Consider the following 19802-nt stretch of genomic DNA (forward strand, 5'->3'; position numbering starts at 1 on the left):
TCTGGCCGCGCGCGGCGCTGAGCGAGGCAGACATCATAAATGCGATTGAATATCAATTTCAATCGTATTTATGTGGGAAGGGCAAGATTTACAAAGACGGGGCGGGCGCCCCGTCCTTCCTGTCAGCCGGCGGCGGCCGCCAGGCCATCCACCAGCACGTGCGGCACGCCGCGGGAACAGCGCTCCACCCGGCCGTCCACGCCGTAGACCGCGCGCAGGGTGGCGGCGTCTATCACTTGGTCCGGCGCGCCGTTGGCCAGCAGCTGCCCGGCTTTCAGCATCAGCACGCGGTCGGTGTGGCGCAGCGCCACGTTCAGATCGTGCAGCACGATCACCGTCGCCATGCCGCGGCGGCGGGTTTCCTGGCGCAGCAGGTCCATCACGTGAAACTGGTAATTCAGGTCCAGCGCCGACAGCGGCTCGTCCAGCAGCAGCACTGCCGGCTCCCGTATCAGCGCCTGGGCGACGCCCACCAGCTGGCGCTGGCCGCCGGAGAGCTGGTCCAGGAAATGCAGCGCCAGATGGTCGATGCCCAGCGACTGCAGCAGCGCGAACACCTGCTGGTCGTCGTGGCGGCGAAACAGGCCGGCGGCGGTGGCCTGGCCCGCCACCATCAACGATTCGAACACCGACAGGTGCACGCTGGGCGGCAGCGTTTGCGGCAAGTAGGCCACCTCGCCGCGCTGGCGGCTGAGCGGGCGCTCGCCCAGGCGGACGACGCCGTCCGCCCGCTGCAGGCCGGCCAGCGCGCGCAGCAAGGTGGACTTGCCGCTGCCGTTGGGGCCCAGCAGGGCGGTGACCTCGCCCGCCCGCATACAGGGGACGGACAGCTTGTCGATGACGCGGCGCTGGCCGTAGCTGACTGACAGGCTTTCGATGGACAACTGCTCGCTCATGTCCGTCCTCCGTTGCGCAGCACGATGGCGATGAAGAAGGGAATGCCCACCAGCGAGGTGACGATGCCCACCGGCACGATGACGCCGGGCACCAGGCTCTTGGTCACTACCGAGGCCATGGACAGGATGGCGGCGCCGGTCAGCGCGCTCACCGGCAGGTAGAAGCGATGGTCTTCGCCCACCAGCTTGCGGGCGATGTGCGGCGCGATCAGGCCGATGAAGCCTATGGTGCCGACGAAGGCCACCGCCAGCGAGGTGAGCAGGCTGGCGCGCAGCAGGGATGCCAGGCGCAGCCGGCGCACGTCGATGCCGAAGCTGGCTGCGCGGTCCTCGCCCAGGCGCAGCGCGGTCAGCCGCCAGGCGTTGGCCAGCGACCAGGGCAGGATCAGCGCGAAGGCGGCGAACAAGAGGCCTATCTTGGGCCAGTCGGCGCGGGACAGGCTGCCCATCAGCCAGAACACCAGGTCTTGCAGCGCGTCGGCGGTGGAAACGAACTGCAGCAAGGCGACCAGCGCGTTGAAGCTGAAGAACAGCGCGATGCCGAACAGCACCACGCCGCTGGCGGCCATATTGCTCCAGCGCGCCACCAGGTCCAGCAATAGCGCGGAGCCCAGCGCGAACACGAAGGCGTTGACCGGCAGCATCCACGGTCCGGGAATGCCCGGCAGGCTGAAATTCAGCAGGATGGCCAGCGCCGCGCCGAAGGCGGCGGCTGGCTGCAGGCCCAGCGTGAACGGATCGGCCAGCGGATTGTGCAGCACGGTCTGCATCTCGGCGCCGGCCAGTCCCAGCGCCAGGCCGGCGGCGATGGCGATCAGCGCGTAGGGCAGGCGGATGTCCCAAACGATGACGGCGGTGGCGGGATCGGCGGCGGAGGGCTCCAGCAGCGTGCGCCAGAACTCGGCCAGCGGCATGCCGCTGGCGCCGGTGGCGACGTCCAGCGACAGCGACAGCGCCAGCAGCGCCAGCAGGCCGGCCACCAGCAGCAGCCGGCGCAGCAGCGTGCGGCGGTAGTCGCCGCTCACCGCGGCGGCGGTGAGCGGGGGCAGGGCGGATGCGCTCATTTGCCTCCCTTGACCCAGTAGGTGCCCTGCGGCGGGATCGCCAGGAAGTCGCGGTGCAGCTGCTGCCAGCTGGCGTCCGGGTCCAGCTTGGCGAAGCGCGTCGGTTGCAGCGACTTGGCGAAGGCTTCCAACAGCACGATGTGGTAGGGCGTGTTGTAGAAATGGTGCCAGGCGCCGAAGGTGCGGCCGTCGCGCACGGCGGCGAGCGCGCCCACCGGCTTGCGCGCGGCGGCGCGGGCCAGCGACTCGCGCGCCTGCGCCGGCGAAATGTCGGCGCCGAACTGGATGCCGGTCTTGTCGGCCGCCGCCGCGGTGCCGGTGCCGATGTACCAGTCGGGCTTGGATGCCAGCACATGCTCCATGTTCACCTCGCCCACCGCGCCGGGGATCAGCTTGTCGGCGATGTTGACGCCGCCTGCGGCGTCCACCAGCTCGCCCAGGCTGCCCTTGCCGGCGCTGGTCACGTTGGGGAAGGCGGCGGCGCGCAAGTCGAGGAAGACCTTGGGCTTCTGCTGCGCCGGGATGGCGGCCACCGTCTTGCGGATGGCGTCCATCTTGCCTTGGTAGAAGCGGATGAAGCGCTCGGCCTCGGCCTCGCGCTGCAGCGCCTGGCCCATGATGCGCAGGCTGGGCACGGTGTGCTCCAGCGGCGCGTTGCGGAAGTCGACGAACACCACCGGCACCTTGGCCGCCTGCAGTTGCTTGACGATGGGGTTGTTCAGGCCGGGGCCGTGGCCGGAGACGCTGAAAATGGCGATGTCCGGTTTCAGCGTCAGCACTTTTTCGGCGCTGATCGAGTTCTCGCTGGTCTTGCCGATCAGCGGGATGCGGTCGATCTCGGAGAAGCGTTTCTTGTACTGGGCGTAGGTTTGCGGGTCCAGCTGGCGGAAATCGCCCTGCCAGCCGGCGATGCGGGCCAGCGGCTGCTTGCCTTCCAGCAATGCCAACGCGTAGAACAGCCGGCCTTCGCCCAGCAGGATGCGGTTCGCCTTGGCCGGCACGTCCACTTTGCGGCCGGCGATGTCGGTGACGACGGCGGCCTGGGCCGACAGCGCGGCGGCGGCGATCAGCGCGGCCGCCAGCAGGCGAGAGAATAGAGTAGTCATCGGGCGTCCTTTACTTTTGCCAGTCGAGCTTGAGTTCCGGTTGCTTGGCCATCAGGCCCAGGTGCTCGTCCATGATGAATTCGATCTTGGCCAGCTTGTCGGCCGCATCCGCCGCGCACACCATGTCCAGCGTGTCGCCCGAGCGTTGGATGTCGCAAGTGCCGATGGGGAATTGCACGTGGGCGCGCTCGGTGTCGAAATCCACCGGCACCTTCAGCGCGTAGTGCTTGCACAGCTTGTACAGCACCTTGTCGGCGTGGGCGGTGGTGAGGGAAGCGCGGCTGCTCAGCATGAAGATTTCTCCATTCTTTCAAAACGGGAACAGGCAGTTGGCGGACCGATGGGGTCCGGCAACTGCCTTGCGAGGCTTCCCGCCCGCTTTTTCGAAGCGGACGGGGAGCGCGGGGTTTAGAACTTGCCGGTCAGGGTCAGCCAATAGCGGCGGCCCTCATCGACCATCCAGTTGCCGTTGAGCGGACCCTTGCCGGTTTTATCTCGATTGCCAGGACGGTCGTCGATGGCGACTGTGCGGTCTCCGATGTTGTATACGGCAAAGTTAACGTCGAAGGTCTTGTTGATGTGGTAGGTGCCGCCCAGGTCCCAGGTGCTGGAACCGCCTCGGGTGCGTACGCCAAGGGCGCCGTTGCGGTATGCTGCGTAGTATTGTTTGCCCTCGAAATTCAGGCGGGTGTACAGGTCCAGTTTCTCTACCGGATTCCAAGCCAGCTTGACGTTGCCGGCGTGCTCGGGCGTCTTGTCCAGCGGCATGCCTTCCAGCGACTGGCCGGAGAAGGTGGTTTCCTTGCCGCCGTGGCGTTTGGATTTGGTGTAGGTGTAGTTGCCGGACAGAGTCCAGCGCGGCGCGAATGTCCAGCTGCTAGAGAACTCCAGACCATGGATGTTCACAGAGTCAACATTGTCGTAGACATACACTTCAGCCATCTGGCCTGCTTTGGTGACTAGCTGGCTTGTGGACTGGCCGGTGCCATAACTGACGACTTTATTTTTAAACTGGTTGTAAAAGAGCGTAGCGTTGGCTTGTAGGTCTCGATTGTTGTCGAAGTGCAGGCTGGCTTCGTAGGAGGTACTTTCCTCCGGCTTCAGTTTCCCATTGCCGCACAAAAGCCCGGCGCCTTTATTGGTGCTGATGCAATAGCCCTCAGTGCTTTGGCGTATGGTTGGCGCTTTAAAGCCCTTGCCAATGCCTCCTTTTAGCGTCCAATTCGTGTTCAGTTGATCTACCAGATACAGGCGTGGCGTGAAGTGGCTGCCAAATACGTTGTGATGGTCAAGTCGACCGCCGCCGGTCAGCTTCAGGCTGTCGGTGATGTCATAGGTGTCTTCGGCAAACAGCGCCCAAGTGTTGACGGTGACTTTGTTTGGGTTGGCGGGACCATTGAGACCGGGGATGTTGTCCTGCGCGCGCATATTGTCGCCAACCTGCTTGCCGATTTGAGTGCCGAGCTTCAGTGTGTGCCTGTCGAACAGGAAGGAGAGCTGACCATCCAGCGTGGTATTGGTCAGTTTCATGCCTTTGCCGTCATCGACATTGTTGGCGCTGTGGCTCGGTTTCTCGATTTCCTGATATAGCGCGACATTGGAACGGATGATGCCGTACTTGCCGTTATGGCTCAGGCTCCAGTGGTCTCGAGTGTCGAAATAGTCGTCCTTACTACCACTAGGTGCAACGCTTTTGCCAGGAGTGGTGGTTTTACGCAGCTCGTTATGGCCTGCCTCAAACGTGATTTCATGATCCTTGCTTGGAGTGAAGCTAAGTTTGGCATTGATGTCGCCGACGTGGGCGGCATCCTTCCCGCCATCTAAGCTTTTCGAGTAGTAAATATTGTCTTCGGCCTGATTGCTCAGCGCGCCGTACAGTTGCAGCGACAGCAGGTCTTTCACTAGCGGGCCGCCGACCCAGAAGCTGCTCTGGCCGGTATTGCCTTCAGCGGAATGCTCGGTGATGGTGCCGCCCAGCGTCATCGAACCGTGCCATTCCTTGGGCGACTTGCGGGTGATGATGTTGACCACGCCGCCCATCGCGTCGGAGCCGTATAGCGATGACATCGGGCCGCGGACCACTTCGATGCGCTCGATCGCCTCCATCGGCGGAATTTGGTATTGCTGGAAACCGCCGGTGCCGCGGCTGCGGGACTCGCGGGTGTTCTGCCGTCGGCCATCCACCAGAAGCAACGTGTATTCGCCGGGCATGCCGCGGATGGAAATGTCCTTGTCCCCCGGGCCGGAGCCGTTGATGCTGACGCCTTCCAGGTCCTGGATCGCGTCGGCCAGGTTGGTGAACGGCTTTTTCGCCAGTTCTTCGCGGGTGATCACCGAAATGCTGGCCGGGGCTTCCTTGATTTTCTGCTCGTAGCCGGTGGCGGTCACCACCACCGAGGGCAGCACGGTTTCTGCGGCGTGCGCGGCAGGCAGGTAAAGACCGCCTACGGCGGCGGACAGCATGGCCAGGCGGAAGGCCGGGCGGGCGAGGCGCGAGGAGCGTTGATTTTTCATCGTCTAGTCATACCCAGAGTGTTCATCACGGAACGCATATCCCTTGACGGCGGCGAGCTTGGTAAGCCGCTTCCGGTCGTGGCGCCGGATTGTGATTTGCGCAGTGAATGTCAATTGAGCGGACCATTATTACATCGACTTAATGCGAACACAAATAGGAATCGTTTTTATTGCTGGCGGACTTGAGATAGAGCAAGCGCGGGCCTGCGCCTGAGAGGCGCGCCGGCCGTATTCTGTCTCCCGCTTGGCTTTAAGTTTCAACAGCTTGCAACTATTCGTGTTTCGCTTCATGTCCCTGTTCTTTTTCCGCAAGCCTGTTGCGCAAAGTTTGCATTGCAGCAGTCCTAATAGTCAGTACCTCTTGCACACCACTTGAAATACCAATTAAATACCAATGCTGTCCGCATTGTCAGTTTCGGGCAGCGTCACCCCGCCGGAAGCGCGCTTCCGGCCCATGGTTTTGTGGATAGCGAGGGAGCGGATGATGAGAACGATGCGAATGCTGGGCGCGGCCGTGCTGGCGGCGCTGTCGGCAGCGGCGTGGTCGGCGCCGGATGCGGCGGAACTGGGGCGCGGCCTGGCGCTCAAGGTGGCGGTGGACAGCAATAAGGGAGCGGCTGCCGGCGCGCCATGCGCGGACCTGGGGGCGGACTGGGCGTCTTGCCTGAAGGGCCGGCTGATATTGGAAAACCACGGCGGCCAGGCGGTTCCGGCCGGCGGCGGCTGGAGCCTGTACCTGCACAGCATTCGCCGCATTCTGAAGCTGGATACGCCGCAGTTCGCCATTCGCCATCTCACCGGCGACCTCTACCAGATCACTCCGACCGCGGCATTCCAGGGATTGGCGCCGGGACAGAAGCTGGAATTGCCGCTGGTGGACGAATACTGGATTTTGCAGGACAGCGACGTTTTGCCGCGTCCCTACGTGGTGGTGGATGGCCAGTCGCCGGCCGTGCTGAGCCGCAATCAGGACGATGACGCCAGCTATCTGCTGCCGCTGCGGGGCGACGACTGGAAGAATCCGGCCGGCGAGCTGCGCCCGCTGGCGACGCCGGAGCAGCGCTACCAAACTTTCAGCCAGCGCGGCGAGCCGTTGTCGGCGGCGCAGGTGGCGAATCGCGTGATCCCTTCGGCGCTGCGGCAGACGCTTGGCGACGGCAAGCTGGAGGTGCGCGGGCTGGCGTTCAACCTGGCTGGCCTGAGTCCGGCGCAGCGGCAGGCGCTGTCGCAGCGGGCGACGCAGCTTGGCTTGCGCGGCGGCGGCGTGACGCTGGCGGGGCGGGTGGTCGGCGCCGGCTTGCCGGCCGACATCGCCGTGCCGGGCGGCTATCGGCTGAAAATCGCCGCCCGCGGCGTTGAGGTGGAAGGCTTTGACGCCGCCGGCGTGTTCTACGGCGCGCAGACCTTGCTGGGCTTGCTGCCGCTGAACGGCGGCCGGGTGAGCTGGATGACGGTGGAGGATGCGCCGCGCTATCCGCACCGCGGCTTCATGATAGATGTGGCGCGCAATGACAAGCAGCCCGCCACGGTGCGCCGTCTGATAGACCAGATGGCAGCCTACAAGCTCAACAAGCTGCACCTGCACCTGTCCGACGACGAAGGCTGGCGGCTGCAGATTCCGGGCCTGCCGGAGCTGACCGACATCGGCGCGCGCCGCTGCCACGATCTGGCGGAAACCCGCTGCCTGCTGCCGCAGCTGGGCTCCGGTCCGGCCAACCAGTCCGGCGGCGGTTACCTGAGCCGCGAACAGTATGTGGAACTGGTGCGTTACGCCCAGTCTCGTTTCATCGAGGTGATACCGGAGTTCGACATGCCGGCCCACGCCCGCGCGGCGGTGGTGGCCATGGAGGCGCGTTACCGTCGGCTGGCCGCGGCGGGCAAGCCGCAGGCGGCGGCCGAGTACCGCTTGCTCGATCCCCTGGATCAGTCCAACACCACGTCGGTGCAGTTTTATGACCGCCGCACCTATCTGAACCCTTGCGTGCCTGGCAGCGAACGCTTCCTGGCCAAGCTGGTGGCCGAAGTGGCCCAGATGCATCGCGAGGCCGGCCAGCCGCTGCAGACCTGGCACTTCGGCGGCGACGAAGCCAAGAACATCCTGTTGGGCGGCGGCTTCCAGGATTTGAAGGGGGCCGATCCGGGCAAGGGAAGGATAGACCTGGCCAAACAGGATAAACCCTGGGGCCGGTCGCCGGCTTGCCAGGTATTGATCGCCCAGGGCCGGATACAGAACGTGGACGAGTTGCCGCTGAAGTTCGCGCAAACCGCCAGTCGCATCGTCGCCGGCCAGGGCATCTCCACCATGGCGGCTTGGCAGGACGGCGTGCACGGCGCCGCAGGCGCATCCGATTTCGCTACCGCCCATACCCTGGTCACCGAATGGGACACGCTGTACTGGGGCGCGGCGCAGGCGGCCAGCGACTTCGCCAATAAGGGTTTCAAGACCGTGCTGGCATCGCCTGATTATCTGTATTTCGATTTTCCATATGAGTTGAATCCGCATGAGCGCGGCTATTACTGGGCCTCGCGCGACACCGACAGCTACAAGGTGTTCAGCTTCGCGCCGGACAATCTGCCGCAAAACGCCGAGGTGATGCCGGATCGCCAGGGCAAGCCCTTCTCCGTCACCAGCTCGGCCGCGCCGGCGCGCTTCGCCGGCATCCAGGGCCAGGCCTGGGGCGAGATCCAGCGCAACGATAGCCAGTTCGAATACATGGCCTATCCGCGGCTGTTGGCGCTGGCTGAACGGGCGTGGCACAAGGCGGCGTGGGAGCGGCCGTACAAGGCGGGAGAAACGTATCAGCTGGGCGTGACGCATCTGGTGGACAAGGCGGCGCTGAACGCCGACTGGCAGCGCTTCGCCGCGGTGCTGGGCTGGCGCGAGGCGGCGAAGCTGGAGAAGGCTGGCGTGGGTTACCGTCTGCCGATGCCGGCAGTGCTGGCTGGCGCCAACGGCGCGCGGGCGGCTGCCGAGTGGCCGGGCGCAAGGCTGCAGTACTCGCAGGATGGCCGCGGATGGCGCGATTACCATCCCGGCGAGCAAGTGCAGGCGCGCTACTGGCGCGGCCTGAGTCAGGACGGCCGCCGCGCGGGCAGGGCGGAGGCCTTGTCCGGGCAGTGAGGGGCATCGAATGCGGGCCTGATGTTTGCTCGCGTTTGAACGCTGTGGCATTCCGCGAGCGTAGGGTTTGAATGTTTGATGTGGTTGGCGAAGAGACGGCGGGCCTGCTGGCCCGCTGTTTTCATGGCGAGGCCTTGAATAACAGCTGACGCCGTTCCGCTTCGCGCCCGAGGCAAGGCGCGCCAACACGGTCAGCGCCAGCCGGGTGGCGAGTCGGCGCAATGCAGGATCAGATGTCTTGAAGTCTAAAAGCAGTAGCTTGGCTGGGCTGCGGAGCCCGCTCCGGCGCATGTCGCCGGTTATGCTTTTGCGCAGGCATCAGGGATGGCTCATCAGAGAGGCGGGGACATTGCCCAGGCCAGAGTTTGGACGTTTGTTCTACAGTAAATAAGCGAAAGCCAAGCGCTAAACAGGCAGGCTGGCACGTGCTGTTTCAATGCAAATATTATTGCGTGGTGCAATATGAAATCAATACCAATAGCGGTTTTTTGCATGATGCTCACCGGCATGGCTGCTGCGAAATCTTTCGTCATAGGCGTTGAGGAGATTGACTATTACCCGTTGCATCGTTGTGTCAATGGAAGATTTTCCGGGTATGGCAGGGATTTGCTTGATGCGTTTGCAAAGCAGTCTGGCTATTCATTTACTTACCTGCCGCTTCCGGTTTCAAGGTTGTTTCATACGTTCTTGAATGACAATTCGATTGATTTCAAATATCCAGACAATCCTCGCTGGCAAGTTGACCTGAAAAAAGGGAAAGACATCCTTTATAGTAGCCCTGTCATAAATGTCGTTGAAGGGTTGCTGGTGAGGCCGGAGAGTGTAGACCAACTCTCCGAGGCTTCCCTTAAGAGTATTGTGATCATGCGAGGATTTACGCCTTGGCCTTTTGATCAAGACATGCGGCAAAAAATTAATGATGGAACCATTCGAGTCTATCAGGAGGATTCGTTTGGAAGTGTCATCGCCTTGGGGATGACTGGGCACTACGATGCCATTTATGCTAGCTCGGTGGTAATCAATTACTACCTTGATGTGGTTGTTCGCAAGCCTGGCGCTCTGGTTTTTGATAAAAAGCTTCCCTTTGAAAGTAATGATTTTTTCCTCTCCACTATCCGGCAAGGCGGTGTGGTCAAGCAATTTAATGAATTTCTTGCCAAAAACCAGCCTTTGATCATGGCGCTCAAGAGAAAATACAGGCTAACTGACAAGGCGGCTCAGTAAGTCAAGGGCAGTGGGTTGGACTGAGCTTGCAAATCTCAATGTTAACAGTGGTATTCGAGATGGCGTTTCAAAGGGTATTCTTGGCAAGCATTGCGCGTCATCGAATTTTTTGTCATATTGAATTCCGGCGGGCTGGCATCTGTCTCATGCGCAGCAGCCACCGTGGCTGTAAATGGGGAGAGCCAAAATGATGAGCGCTATCAAGCCCGGTCCCAAGCCGAAGAAGGAAGATGGGACGGATGATCGCCGTCGGCATGTGGATCCGCCGAACGCACCCAAGCATCCGACACTGCCCATCCACCAACCAACAAAGAAGTCACCAAGCACGTGAAGTCGTAGTGTGGCGCCTGTGGCGACCAGGATAAAAAAGCCTTCCCAAAAATGGGGAGGTTTTTTTATGGGCGCAGAGCTTCGCCCCCCGTGGAGAATAAAGCCGCATCCTGCCTGCGAAAATCGTGGCGTGCTGTGCTGCGATCGGGTAGCCGCAATCCCGTTGTTGAGGCCTCCGTCTGGCAGGGGGGCGAGCTGGCGATGTTGGCGAAGGCGCGCGGCGTTTCCCACGGTGGGTTGCGCTCCGCGTCGATGTGGCGGCGGTTGCTTGGGGTGGCCGGTGAGGGGCGCCCAATGGCGGGATGTGGTTCCAATGCTTTTCCCATCCGCCAGCAGACAGGGGCGAGCGGGCTGGGCGGCATGGAATATGGATATTGCTGATTGTCGAACATGAAACCGTGTTTTGGCGGATGCTTTTTGTACGGCGGTGTCGCAAACAGGATAGTGACTTCTCGTCCGCTTCCTTTAGAATCGATTGAGCATGTAAAAACAGCCGCGCGGAAAAAGCGCTGGCGCACGACAGAACAAGGAAGGAAAACCATCAATGAGCAATTCGGTAACCCGCGCTGATTTCGACCAGGTCATGGTCCCCAACTACGGCCCGGCCGGCTTCATCCCGGTCCGCGGCGAAGGCTCCCGCGTTTGGGATCAGGACGGCCGCGAATTCGTCGACCTGGCCGGCGGCATCGCCGTCAACTCGCTGGGACACTGCCATCCGGAGCTGGTGGCCGCGCTGACCGAGCAGGCGAACAAACTGTGGCATGTGTCCAATGTGTTCACCAACGAGCCGGCGCTGAAGCTGGCCAGCCTGCTGGTGGAGAAGACCTTCGCCGAGCGCGTGTTCTTCTGCAACTCCGGCGCCGAGGCCAACGAGGCCGCGTTCAAGCTGGCGCGCAAATACGCTCATGACAACTTCGGCGCGGACAAGAACCAGATCCTGTCCTGCGTCAACTCCTTCCACGGCCGCACGCTGTTCACCGTCAGCGTCGGCGGCCAGCCCAAGTACACTGAAGGCTTTGGTCCGGTGCCGGGCGGCATCGATCATTTCGAGTTCAACGACATCGAATCGCTGAAGGCGGCCATCTCCGACAAGACCTGCGCGGTGGTGATCGAGCCCATTCAGGGCGAGAGCGGCGTGCTGCCGGCCGATCCGGCTTTCCTGCAAGCCGCGCGCGAGCTGTGCGACCAGCACAACGCCTTGCTGATCTTTGACGAAGTGCAAAGCGGCATGGGCCGCACCGGCGCGCTGTACGCCTACCAGCAATACGGCGTGACCCCGGACATCCTGTCGTCCGCCAAGGGCATCGGCGGCGGCTTCCCGATCGGCGCGATGCTGACCACCGAGAAAGTGGCCAAGAGCTTCGGCATCGGCAGCCACGGCTCCACTTACGGCGGCAATCCGCTGGCCTGTGCGGTGGCGCACAAGGTGGTGTCCATCGTCAGCTCTCCCGAAGTGCTCGCCGGCGTCGAGGCGCGCCACAACCGCCTGGCGGCCGGCCTGGAGGCGATCAACGCCAAGTACAAGGTGTTCAAGCTGGTGCGAGGCAAGGGCCTGCTGATCGGTTGCGTGCTGACCGACGAATACAACGGCCGCGCGCGCGAGTTCCTGAAGGCTGCCGAGAAGCAGCAACTGATGATTCTGGTGGCGGGCCTGAGCGTGCTGCGTTTGGCGCCGTCGCTGGTGATCAGCGATGCCGACATCGACGAGGGCCTGAAGCGCCTCGACGCCGCCATCGCCGATCTGCTGTCCGCCAAGTAAGCCAGGCAAGTCCGGCCGCGCGGGCTGTCCGCGCGGCTTCCAGAGATCCAGACTCAAACGCCACGACCCCGCTTCGGCAGGGCCGCGGCTGCGGCTGCGCCCGAATCCGGCGCGGCTTGCGCGAAACCAGGGAGGATGTCCCATGTTAACCGTGCGTCCCGTCCGCACTTCGGACTTGCCGGCGATCGAGCGGCTGGCCCAGGCCAGCGGCATCGGCGTCACCAGCCTGCCCAACAACCGCGAAAAGCTGTTCGAGCGCATCCAGCAATCGGCCAGCGCCTTCGAGCACGAGGCCACCGGCGACGCCGGCAGCGAATACTATATGTTCGTGCTGGAGCAGGGCGGCGCGGTGGTGGGCACCGCCTCCATCTGCGCGTCGGCGGGCTTCGACGAGCCTTTCTACAGCTACCGCAGCGAAACCGCCGTCCACGCGTCCCGCGCGTTGCGAGTCAACAACCGCATCCACGTGCTCAACATCTGCCATGACCTGACCGGCATGGCCCAGCTGTGCGGCTTCTACGTCGACAGCGGGCTGGAGGAGGCAGCGGCCGAGCTGATGTCCCGCGCCCGGCTGCTGTTCATCGCCAGCGAGCGGGAGCGCTTCGGCCGCCACATCATCGCCGAGATGCAGGGCGTGCACGACGACGCCGGCCAGTCGCCGTTCTGGAACGCCATCGGCCGCCGCTTCTTCAACCTGGATTTCTTGCAAGTGGAGCAGGCCTTCGTCAGCCACAGCAAAACCTTCATCGCCGAGCTGATGCCAAGCTACCCCATCTACGTGCCCTTGCTGCCGGATGAGGCGCAGCAGGCCATCGGCCAGATCCACCCGCATTTCGAGCGCGTGTGCCGGTTGTTGTGCAACGAGGGTTTCGAGGCCGACAACTATTTGGACATCTTCGACGGCGGCGCGGTGCTGACCGCGGAGATAGACCGCCTGAAGACAGTGGAGCATAGCCGGACTTATCCGGTGGAGATCCAGGCCGCGCTGCCGGCCCAGGCCAGCCTGCAGCTGGTGAGCAACCAGCGCCTGGCAGGCTTCGCCGCCACCGCCGCCCGCGTGGCCGTGGTGGACGGCGTCGCCTTCATCAATCCGGATGCGGCCAAGGCGCTGGGCGTGTCCAGCGGCGACGCGGTGCGCATCGCCGGTCCGCAGCAAGCGTAAGGAGAGCAGGCCATGATGTTTATCCGTCCCGTAGAGCACAAGGACCTGCCGGGCTTGATGGATCTGGCGAAGAGCGCCGCCAGCGGCGGCGTCGGCCTCACTTCGCTGCCCATCAACGAAGACCGGCTGCAGAAGCGCATCGCCCGCTCGGTGCTGTCCTTCGGCGGCGAGCTGGACCGCGCCGACCATGGCTACGTATTCGTGCTGGAAGATAGCGAAACCGGCAAGGTGGCCGGCATCTGCGCCATCGAAGCCGCCGTGGGCCTGAAGGAGCCCTGGTACAACTACCGCATCGGCACCATCGTCCACGCCTCGGAAGAGCTGGGCGTGTATTCGCGCCACGAGACGCTGTTCCTGTCCAACGATCACACCGGCTATTCCGAACTGTGCACGCTGTATCTGCATCCGGACTACCGCGTCAAGCGCAACGGCGGCCTGCTGTCCAAGAGCCGTTTCCTGTTCCTGGCGCAGTTTCCGCAGCTGTTCGGCAAGATGGTGGTGGCCGAGATGCGCGGCGTATCCGACGAGAACGGCCGCTCGCCGTTCTGGGAGGCGTTGGGCCGCCACTTCTTCTCCATCGACTTCGCCGAGGCCGACTATCTGACCGGCATCGGCCAGAAAGCCTTTGTCGCCGAACTGATGCCCAAGCATCCGGTATACGTGGACTTCCTGGAGCCGGAAGCGCAGGCGGTGATCGGCCTGACCCACGAGGCGACTCGACCGGCGGTGGCGATGCTGGAGTCGGAAGGCTTCCGCTACGAGGGCTATGTCGACATCTTCGACGCCGGCCCGACGGTGCAGGCTTACAGCGGCGACATCCGCGCGGTGAAGGAAAGCCAGCGCTTGCCGGCGCGCATCGTCGACCCGCTGCCCGATGGCGACAAAGAGTGCTATCTGGTGTGCAACGACGCGCTGGAAGGCTATCGCGCCGTCTTGGTGGAGTGCGCGGCGCCGCGCGGCGAATTCTGCCTGACGCCGGAACTGGCGCAGGCGCTCAAGGTAAAGGATGGCGATCACGTCCGCTGCGTGACGCTGACGCCGAAGGAGACAGTGTGATGAGCAGTCTGTTCATTGATGGCGCATGGCTGGCCGGGGAAGGCGAAGCCATGTCCAAGACCAATCCAGCCGACAACGCTCCGCTGTGGCTGGGCGGCGCGGCCAGCGCCGACCAGGTGGACGACGCGGTGCGGGCCGCCCGCGCGGCCTTCCCGGCCTGGGCCCGGATGGGCCTGGACGCGCGCGCCGCGGTGGCGCGCCGCTTCGGCGAGTTGCTGACCGAGCGCAAGGCCCAGCTGGCCCGCGTCATCGCCCAGGAAACCGGCAAGCCGCTGTGGGAAGCGACCACCGAAGTGACGACCATGGTCGGCAAGATCGACATCTCGCTGAAGGCGCTGGCCGAACGCGCCGGCGAGCGCGCCGCGGCGATGGGCGACGCTCAGGCGGTGCTGCGCCACAAGCCGCACGGCGTGGTGGCGGTGTTCGGCCCGTACAACTTCCCCGGCCACCTGCCCAACGGGCATATCGTGCCGGCGCTGCTGGCCGGCAACGCGGTGATCTTCAAACCATCCGAGCTGACGCCGTGGACGGCTGAGGAAACCGTCAAGCTGTGGGCCGAAGCCGGCTTGCCGGCCGGCGTGCTCGGCTTGCTGCAAGGCGCCAAGGAGACCGGCGTGGCCCTGGCCGGCCATGAGGGCATAGACGGCCTGTTTTTCACCGGCAGCTCCGCTACCGGCGCGCTGCTGCACAAGCAGTTTTCCGGCCGACCAGACAAGATTCTGGCGTTGGAAATGGGCGGCAATAACCCGCTGATCGTCGGGCCGGTGGCCGATGTGGACGGCGCCGTGCATCACGTGATCCAGTCCGCTTTCGTCTCCGCGGGCCAGCGCTGCACCTGCGCGCGCCGCCTGCTGGCGCCGCAAGGCGAGTGGGGCGACCGTTTCGTCGCCCGCCTGGTGGAGGTGGCCGGCAAGCTGCGCGTGGGCAAGTACGACGCCGAGCCGGCGCCGTTCCTGGGCGCGGTGATCTCCAATGGCGCGGCCGACGCGCTGCTCAAGGCGCAGGAGGCGTTGATCGCCGCCGGCGGCAAGCCGCTGCTGACGATGCGCCGCGTGGAAGAGGGCGCGGCGATGCTGACCCCGGGCATCGTCGACACCACGGCCGTCGTCCGCCCGGATGAGGAATTCTTCGGCCCACTGTTGCAGGTGATCCGCTACGCCGATTTCGACCAAGCCATCGCCATCGCCAACGACACCCGCTTCGGCCTGGCAGGCGGCGTGTTGTCGGACAGCCGCGAGCTGTATGACCGCTATTGGGTGGAATCGCGCGCCGGGGTGGTCAACTGGAACAAGCCTTTGACCGGCGCTTCCAGCGCCGCGCCGTTCGGCGGCATCGGCGCGTCCGGCAACCATCGCCCCAGCGCCTACTATGCGGCCGACTACTGCGCCTACCCGGTGGCCTCGCTGGAGTGCGACAGCCTGGCGCTGCCGGCGCAGCTGTCGCCCGGCATCGTGTTGTGAGGGGGGAGACGATGAACGCTTATGAAGTGAATTTCGACGGACTGGTGGGCCCGACGCACAACTACAGCGGCCTGTCATTCGGCAACGTCGCCTCCACCAGCAACGTCAGCGCGGCGTCCAACCCCAGGCTGGCGGCCAAGCAGGGCCTGCAGAAGATGAAGGCGCTGCATGATTTGGGCTTCAAGCAGGGCGTGCTGGCGCCGCAGGAGCGGCCGGACGCGGCGGCCTTGCGCCGGTTGGGATTCGGCGGCAGCGACGCCGAGGCGATCGCCCGCGCCGCCAAGGAGGCGCCCGCCATTCTGGCGGCGGCGACGTCGGCGTCCTGCATGTGGACCGCCAATGCGGCCACGGTCAGCCCGTCTGCCGACACCGCCGATGGCCGCGTGCATTTCACGCCGGCCAATCTGAACAACAAGTTCCATCGTTCGATCGAGCATCCCACCACACGCCGCGTGTTGCAGGCCATGTTCGCCGACGAGGCGCGCTTCGCGGTGCATGAGGCGCTGCCGGCGCAGATGCACTTCGGCGACGAGGGCGCGGCCAACCATACCCGCTTCTGCGCCGGCTACGGCCAGCCTGGCGTGGAATTCTTCGTATTCGGCGCGGCGGCTTTCGACGGCCGCTACCCCAAGCCAGCCAAGTTCCCGGCCAGGCAGACGCTGGAGGCCAGCCAGGCCGTGGCGCGGCTGCACGGCTTGACGGAAGCCGGCGTGGTCTACGCCCAGCAGGACCCGGACACCATCGATGCCGGCGTGTTCCACAATGACGTGATCTCGGTCGGCAACGGCGAGGTGCTGTTCCACCATCAGCAAGCCTTCCTGAATCAAGCGGCGGTGTTGGACGAGCTGGCGCGCAAGCTGGCCTCCCGCGGCGGCCGCTTCTCCGCCATCGAAGTGCCCCGCGCGGAGGTGACGGTGGAGGAGGCCGTCAAAACTTACCTTTTCAACAGCCAGCTGCTGACCAAGCCGAACGGCAAGATGCTGATCGTGGTGCCGGAGGAGTGCCGCAACAACGAGAGGGTGTGGAGCTATCTGCAAAAGCTTGTCGCCAGCGGCGGGCCGATAGACGAGGTCAAGGTGTTCGACCTGAAGCAGAGCATGCAGAACGGCGGCGGACCGGCTTGCTTGCGCTTGCGCGTGGACTTGACCGAGACCGAGCTGGCGGCGGCGAACCAGCGGGTATTGATGAGCGACGAGTTGTTCGCGGCGCTCAATGGTTGGGTAGACCGCCATTACCGCGACCGGCTGGCGCCGGCAGACCTGGCCGATCCGCAATTGTTGAACGAGTGTCGGGCCGCGCTGGACGAGCTGACGCGCATTTTGGGGCTGGGAATGGTGTATCCCTTCCAATTGGCTTAAGCGCGCGGCGATGGGTTGAGGCCGGCATAAGCCCGGCTGGCCTGCGCTTGTCCGTCATTTGCCGACTCCAAACCCGCCAGGCGCAGCCTGAGCGGGTTTTTTCATGCGGTCCGCGATTAGCGGCCGTTAACAAATTGGCTGCCCGCCATTCAAAACGCAGGGCTATGGTGAAAATTGGCATGGTTGTTGCATAAGTTGGCGGGTGTCGGCATGAAGTCGCAGCCGGCATGGAAATGGCCGCAAGAATTTTTCAATTGCGTGAGCGGCGTGGAAATTGGATAGCAATTGGTACTGTAGATTGTATGCAAATGAACGATGCTCATGCGTGTTTGTTCGCAATGAGCGCAAGCATGGCGCGGGAGCGGTTCGAATGTGAATAAAAAGAATGCCAATTATGACCGAAATGTAAAACCGGATGAAAAAGGGAAAGAGTTTTGCCAAGTATCGAAGATGGAAAAATTCGACATGAAGAAGTTGTGTGTTTTTCATTTAAAATCAAATGGATAGTTTGATTTAAATGCGGGTTCCGCCAGGGGTTTTTGAGATGGCTGTTCGCAATTGACAGTCGATTGGATACATGGTGATAATCGGTTCGCCTGTCGGACAGAAGCCAGTCAAATGGCCAGTCCCGGGCGGATAAAACAGGCAGCAGTCAATAAGAGGATGCATCCCGCAAAGCTGCCGGGTAGACAATCAGAGGAGATCTCCAAACGTGGACATTTTTCTGCAGCAAATCCTGAACGGCCTTGTTCTGGGAAGCATTTACGCGCTGATCGCGCTGGGCTACACCATGGTGTACGGGATCATGGGCCTGATCAACTTCGCCCACGGCGAAGTGGTGATGTTCGGCGCCATGGTCACCATCACCGTCATCACCACCCTGATGGGCATGGGCATCAACCTTCCGGGCCCGGCGCTGGTGCTGATCGGCCTGCTGGTGGCCATTCCCGCCTGCATGCTGCTCGGCTTCACCATCGAGCGCATCGCTTATCGTCCGTTGCGGGGCAAGCAGCGCCTGGCGCCGCTGATCACCGCCATCGGCTTATCCATCGTGTTGCAGCAGGTCGCCATCCTGATCTGGGGCCGCAATTACATTCCTTTCCCGCAGATTCTGGACCATGACGTGGTGACCATCTTCGGCGCCAGCATCACCAAGCTGCAGATCGTCATCATCGCGCTGTGCCTGGCGATCATGGCCGGGCTGTTGCTGATGGTGGAGAAGACCAAGCTGGGCCGCGCGATGCGCGCCACCAGCCAGAACCCGGCCGTAGCCGGCCTGATGGGGGTCAACGTCAACACCATCATCTCCGCCACCTTCGTCATCGGCTCCGGCCTGGGCGCCATCGCCGGCGTGATGGTGGCCACCAACTACGAGCAGGCCCACTACTACATGGGCTTCATGATCGGCCTGAAGGCGTTCACCGCCGCGGTGCTGGGCGGCATCGGCAACCTGGGCGGCGCGGTGGCCGGCGGCATCTTGCTGGGCATCATCGAAAGCCTGGGCGCCGGTTACATCGGCACGCTGACCGGCGGCTTCCTGGGCTCCAATTACCAGGACATCATCGCCTTCATGGTGCTGATCCTGGTGCTGATCTTCCGTCCGTCCGGCCTGCTGGGCGAAAAAATGGCCGACCGCGCCTGATCCGGGGGAGAGAGACATGGATCTGAACCATCTGAGCACCGGCAAGAAAATGGCGGTTTTCGCCGCCTGCGCCGTCCTTCTCGCCGTGCTGCCATTCCTGGTGGGCGGCACGCTGGGCAATTCCTGGGTGCGCATCATCGACTTCGCGCTGCTGTACGTGATGCTGGCGCTGGGCCTGAACATCGTGGTGGGCTTCGCCGGCCTGCTGGACCTGGGCTTCATCGCCTTCTACGCCATCGGCGCCTATGCCTACGCGCTGCTGAGCTCGCCGCACTTCGACATCCACTGGCTGTTCTTCTTCACCATCCCGCTGGGGGCGGTCCTCGCCTCGTTGGGCGGCGTGTTGCTGGGCACGCCGGTGCTGAAGCTGAAAGGCGACTATCTGGCCATCGTGACCCTGGGTTTCGGCGAAATCGTGCGCATCTTCATGAACAACCTGAACGCGCCGATCAACATCACCAATGGGCCGCAGGGCGTCAATCTGATCGATCCCATCCACATCGGCGGCGCGTCGCTGGGGCAGAGCATCGAACTGTTCGGCCTGAGCTTCCACAGCGTTTACCTGTATTACTACCTGTTCCTGGCATTGACTGTGGGCGTGGTGATCATGGCCTGGCGCCTGCAGCATTCCCGCATCGGCCGAGCCTGGGTGGCGCTGCGCGAGGACGACATCGCCGCCGCGGCCATGGGCATCAACATCCGCAACATCAAGCTGTTGGCCTTCGGCCTGGGCGCGCTGTCCGGCGGCGTGGCCGGCGGCCTGTTCGCTTCCTTCCAGGGCTTCGTGTCGCCGGAATCGTTCAGCCTGCTTGAGTCCATCATGATCCTGGCCATGATCGTGCTGGGCGGCATGGGCCATATCCCGGGCGTGATCCTGGGGGCCGTGGTGCTGACCATCGCGCCGGAAATCCTGCGCGATGTGATCGGACCGCTGCAGATGAAAACCTTCGGCCGGATGCTGATCGATCCGGAGAATGCCCGCATGCTGCTGTTCGGCCTGGCGATGGTGGTGATGATGCTGGTCCGTCCGGAGGGGATGTGGCCGTCCAAGCGTCGCAAGGCGGAATTCCGCCACGACCGTGAAGACGCAGCGGTGCAGAAAGGTTAATC

At 63.4% G+C, this 19802-nt stretch carries 14 protein-coding genes; 9 read left to right on the top strand and 5 right to left on the bottom strand.

Annotated elements, in window-relative coordinates; all coding sequences use genetic code 11:
- Positions 1 to 122 precede the first annotated feature (122 nt).
- From DK842_RS14995 to DK842_RS15015, 5 genes are all read right to left on the bottom strand, one after another.
- Complete coding sequence (locus DK842_RS14995; protein ID WP_114062166.1) at positions 123 to 896, bottom strand: ABC transporter ATP-binding protein; 774 nt, start codon at positions 894 to 896, stop codon at positions 123 to 125.
- Positions 893 to 1960: a FecCD family ABC transporter permease gene (locus tag DK842_RS15000; protein WP_114062167.1), complete on the bottom strand. Its 1068-nt coding sequence runs from the start codon at positions 1958 to 1960 to the stop codon at positions 893 to 895. The genes DK842_RS14995 and DK842_RS15000 overlap by 4 nt, the downstream gene beginning before the upstream one ends.
- The gene (locus DK842_RS15005; RefSeq protein WP_114062168.1) at positions 1957 to 3066 is read right to left on the bottom strand and encodes an ABC transporter substrate-binding protein; all 1110 of its coding nucleotides are present in this window, start codon (positions 3064 to 3066) and stop codon (positions 1957 to 1959) included. The genes DK842_RS15000 and DK842_RS15005 overlap by 4 nt, the downstream gene beginning before the upstream one ends.
- 10 nt (positions 3067 to 3076) lie before the next feature.
- Entirely contained in the window at positions 3077 to 3358 is a 282-nt protein-coding gene (locus DK842_RS15010) for a DUF2218 domain-containing protein (RefSeq protein WP_011135042.1), read from the bottom strand.
- 116 nt (positions 3359 to 3474) lie between these two features.
- Complete coding sequence (locus tag DK842_RS15015) at positions 3475 to 5580, bottom strand: TonB-dependent receptor domain-containing protein (RefSeq protein ID WP_114062169.1); 2106 nt, start codon at positions 5578 to 5580, stop codon at positions 3475 to 3477.
- 484 nt (positions 5581 to 6064) lie between these two features.
- Here DK842_RS15015 and DK842_RS15020 point away from each other — a divergent pair, with 484 nt between their 5' ends.
- From DK842_RS15020 to DK842_RS15060, 9 genes are all read left to right on the top strand, one after another.
- Complete coding sequence (locus DK842_RS15020; protein WP_114063751.1) at positions 6065 to 8701, top strand: family 20 glycosylhydrolase; 2637 nt, start codon at positions 6065 to 6067, stop codon at positions 8699 to 8701.
- A gap of 492 nt (positions 8702 to 9193) precedes the next feature.
- On the top strand, positions 9194 to 9925 hold the full coding sequence (locus tag DK842_RS15025) for a substrate-binding periplasmic protein (protein ID WP_168194893.1): 732 nt from the start codon (positions 9194 to 9196) through the stop codon (positions 9923 to 9925).
- An 874-nt stretch (positions 9926 to 10799) separates the two neighbouring features.
- Positions 10800 to 12014: an aspartate aminotransferase family protein gene (locus DK842_RS15030; protein WP_114062171.1), complete on the top strand. Its 1215-nt coding sequence runs from the start codon at positions 10800 to 10802 to the stop codon at positions 12012 to 12014.
- 142 nt (positions 12015 to 12156) lie between these two features.
- Positions 12157 to 13176 carry an arginine/ornithine succinyltransferase subunit alpha gene (gene aruF, locus DK842_RS15035; protein WP_114062172.1) on the top strand — a complete coding sequence of 340 codons (1020 nt, stop codon included), beginning with the start codon at positions 12157 to 12159 and terminating at the stop codon, positions 13174 to 13176.
- Positions 13177 to 13188: 12 nt separating this feature from the next.
- Positions 13189 to 14232, top strand: a complete 1044-nt coding sequence (gene astA, locus DK842_RS15040; protein WP_114062173.1) for an arginine N-succinyltransferase — start codon at positions 13189 to 13191, stop codon at positions 14230 to 14232.
- Positions 14232 to 15692, top strand: a complete 1461-nt coding sequence (gene astD, locus DK842_RS15045; RefSeq protein WP_114062174.1) for a succinylglutamate-semialdehyde dehydrogenase — start codon at positions 14232 to 14234, stop codon at positions 15690 to 15692. Before astA ends, astD begins: the two co-directional genes overlap by 1 nt.
- Before the next feature lie 11 nt (positions 15693 to 15703).
- Entirely contained in the window at positions 15704 to 17050 is a 1347-nt protein-coding gene (gene astB / locus DK842_RS15050) for an N-succinylarginine dihydrolase (protein ID WP_114062175.1), read from the top strand.
- A 712-nt stretch (positions 17051 to 17762) separates the two neighbouring features.
- The gene (locus DK842_RS15055) at positions 17763 to 18692 is read left to right on the top strand and encodes a branched-chain amino acid ABC transporter permease (RefSeq protein ID WP_114062176.1); all 930 of its coding nucleotides are present in this window, start codon (positions 17763 to 17765) and stop codon (positions 18690 to 18692) included.
- Positions 18693 to 18708: 16 nt separating this feature from the next.
- Complete coding sequence (locus tag DK842_RS15060; RefSeq protein WP_114062177.1) at positions 18709 to 19800, top strand: ABC transporter permease subunit; 1092 nt, start codon at positions 18709 to 18711, stop codon at positions 19798 to 19800.
- Positions 19801 to 19802: the final 2 nt, after the last annotated feature.

Source organism: Chromobacterium phragmitis (assembly GCF_003325475.1).
Lineage (GTDB): Bacteria > Pseudomonadota > Gammaproteobacteria > Burkholderiales > Chromobacteriaceae > Chromobacterium > Chromobacterium phragmitis.

Excerpts from the sequence above, each read along its gene's own strand:
- DK842_RS14995 (WP_114062166.1), bottom strand. The coding sequence starts at position 896 with ATGAGCGAGCAGTTGTCCATCGAAAGCCTGTCAGTCAGCTACGGCCAG.
- DK842_RS15000 (WP_114062167.1), bottom strand. The coding sequence starts at position 1,960 with ATGAGCGCATCCGCCCTGCCCCCGCTCACCGCCGCCGCGGTGAGCGGC.
- DK842_RS15005 (WP_114062168.1), bottom strand. The coding sequence starts at position 3,066 with ATGACTACTCTATTCTCTCGCCTGCTGGCGGCCGCGCTGATCGCCGCC.
- DK842_RS15010 (WP_011135042.1), bottom strand. The coding sequence starts at position 3,358 with ATGCTGAGCAGCCGCGCTTCCCTCACCACCGCCCACGCCGACAAGGTG.
- DK842_RS15015 (WP_114062169.1), bottom strand. The coding sequence starts at position 5,580 with ATGAAAAATCAACGCTCCTCGCGCCTCGCCCGCCCGGCCTTCCGCCTG.
- DK842_RS15020 (WP_114063751.1), top strand. The coding sequence starts at position 6,065 with ATGAGAACGATGCGAATGCTGGGCGCGGCCGTGCTGGCGGCGCTGTCG.
- DK842_RS15025 (WP_168194893.1), top strand. The coding sequence starts at position 9,194 with ATGATGCTCACCGGCATGGCTGCTGCGAAATCTTTCGTCATAGGCGTT.
- DK842_RS15030 (WP_114062171.1), top strand. The coding sequence starts at position 10,800 with ATGAGCAATTCGGTAACCCGCGCTGATTTCGACCAGGTCATGGTCCCC.
- aruF (WP_114062172.1), top strand. The coding sequence starts at position 12,157 with ATGTTAACCGTGCGTCCCGTCCGCACTTCGGACTTGCCGGCGATCGAG.
- astA (WP_114062173.1), top strand. The coding sequence starts at position 13,189 with ATGATGTTTATCCGTCCCGTAGAGCACAAGGACCTGCCGGGCTTGATG.
- astD (WP_114062174.1), top strand. The coding sequence starts at position 14,232 with ATGAGCAGTCTGTTCATTGATGGCGCATGGCTGGCCGGGGAAGGCGAA.
- astB (WP_114062175.1), top strand. The coding sequence starts at position 15,704 with ATGAACGCTTATGAAGTGAATTTCGACGGACTGGTGGGCCCGACGCAC.
- DK842_RS15060 (WP_114062177.1), top strand. The coding sequence starts at position 18,709 with ATGGATCTGAACCATCTGAGCACCGGCAAGAAAATGGCGGTTTTCGCC.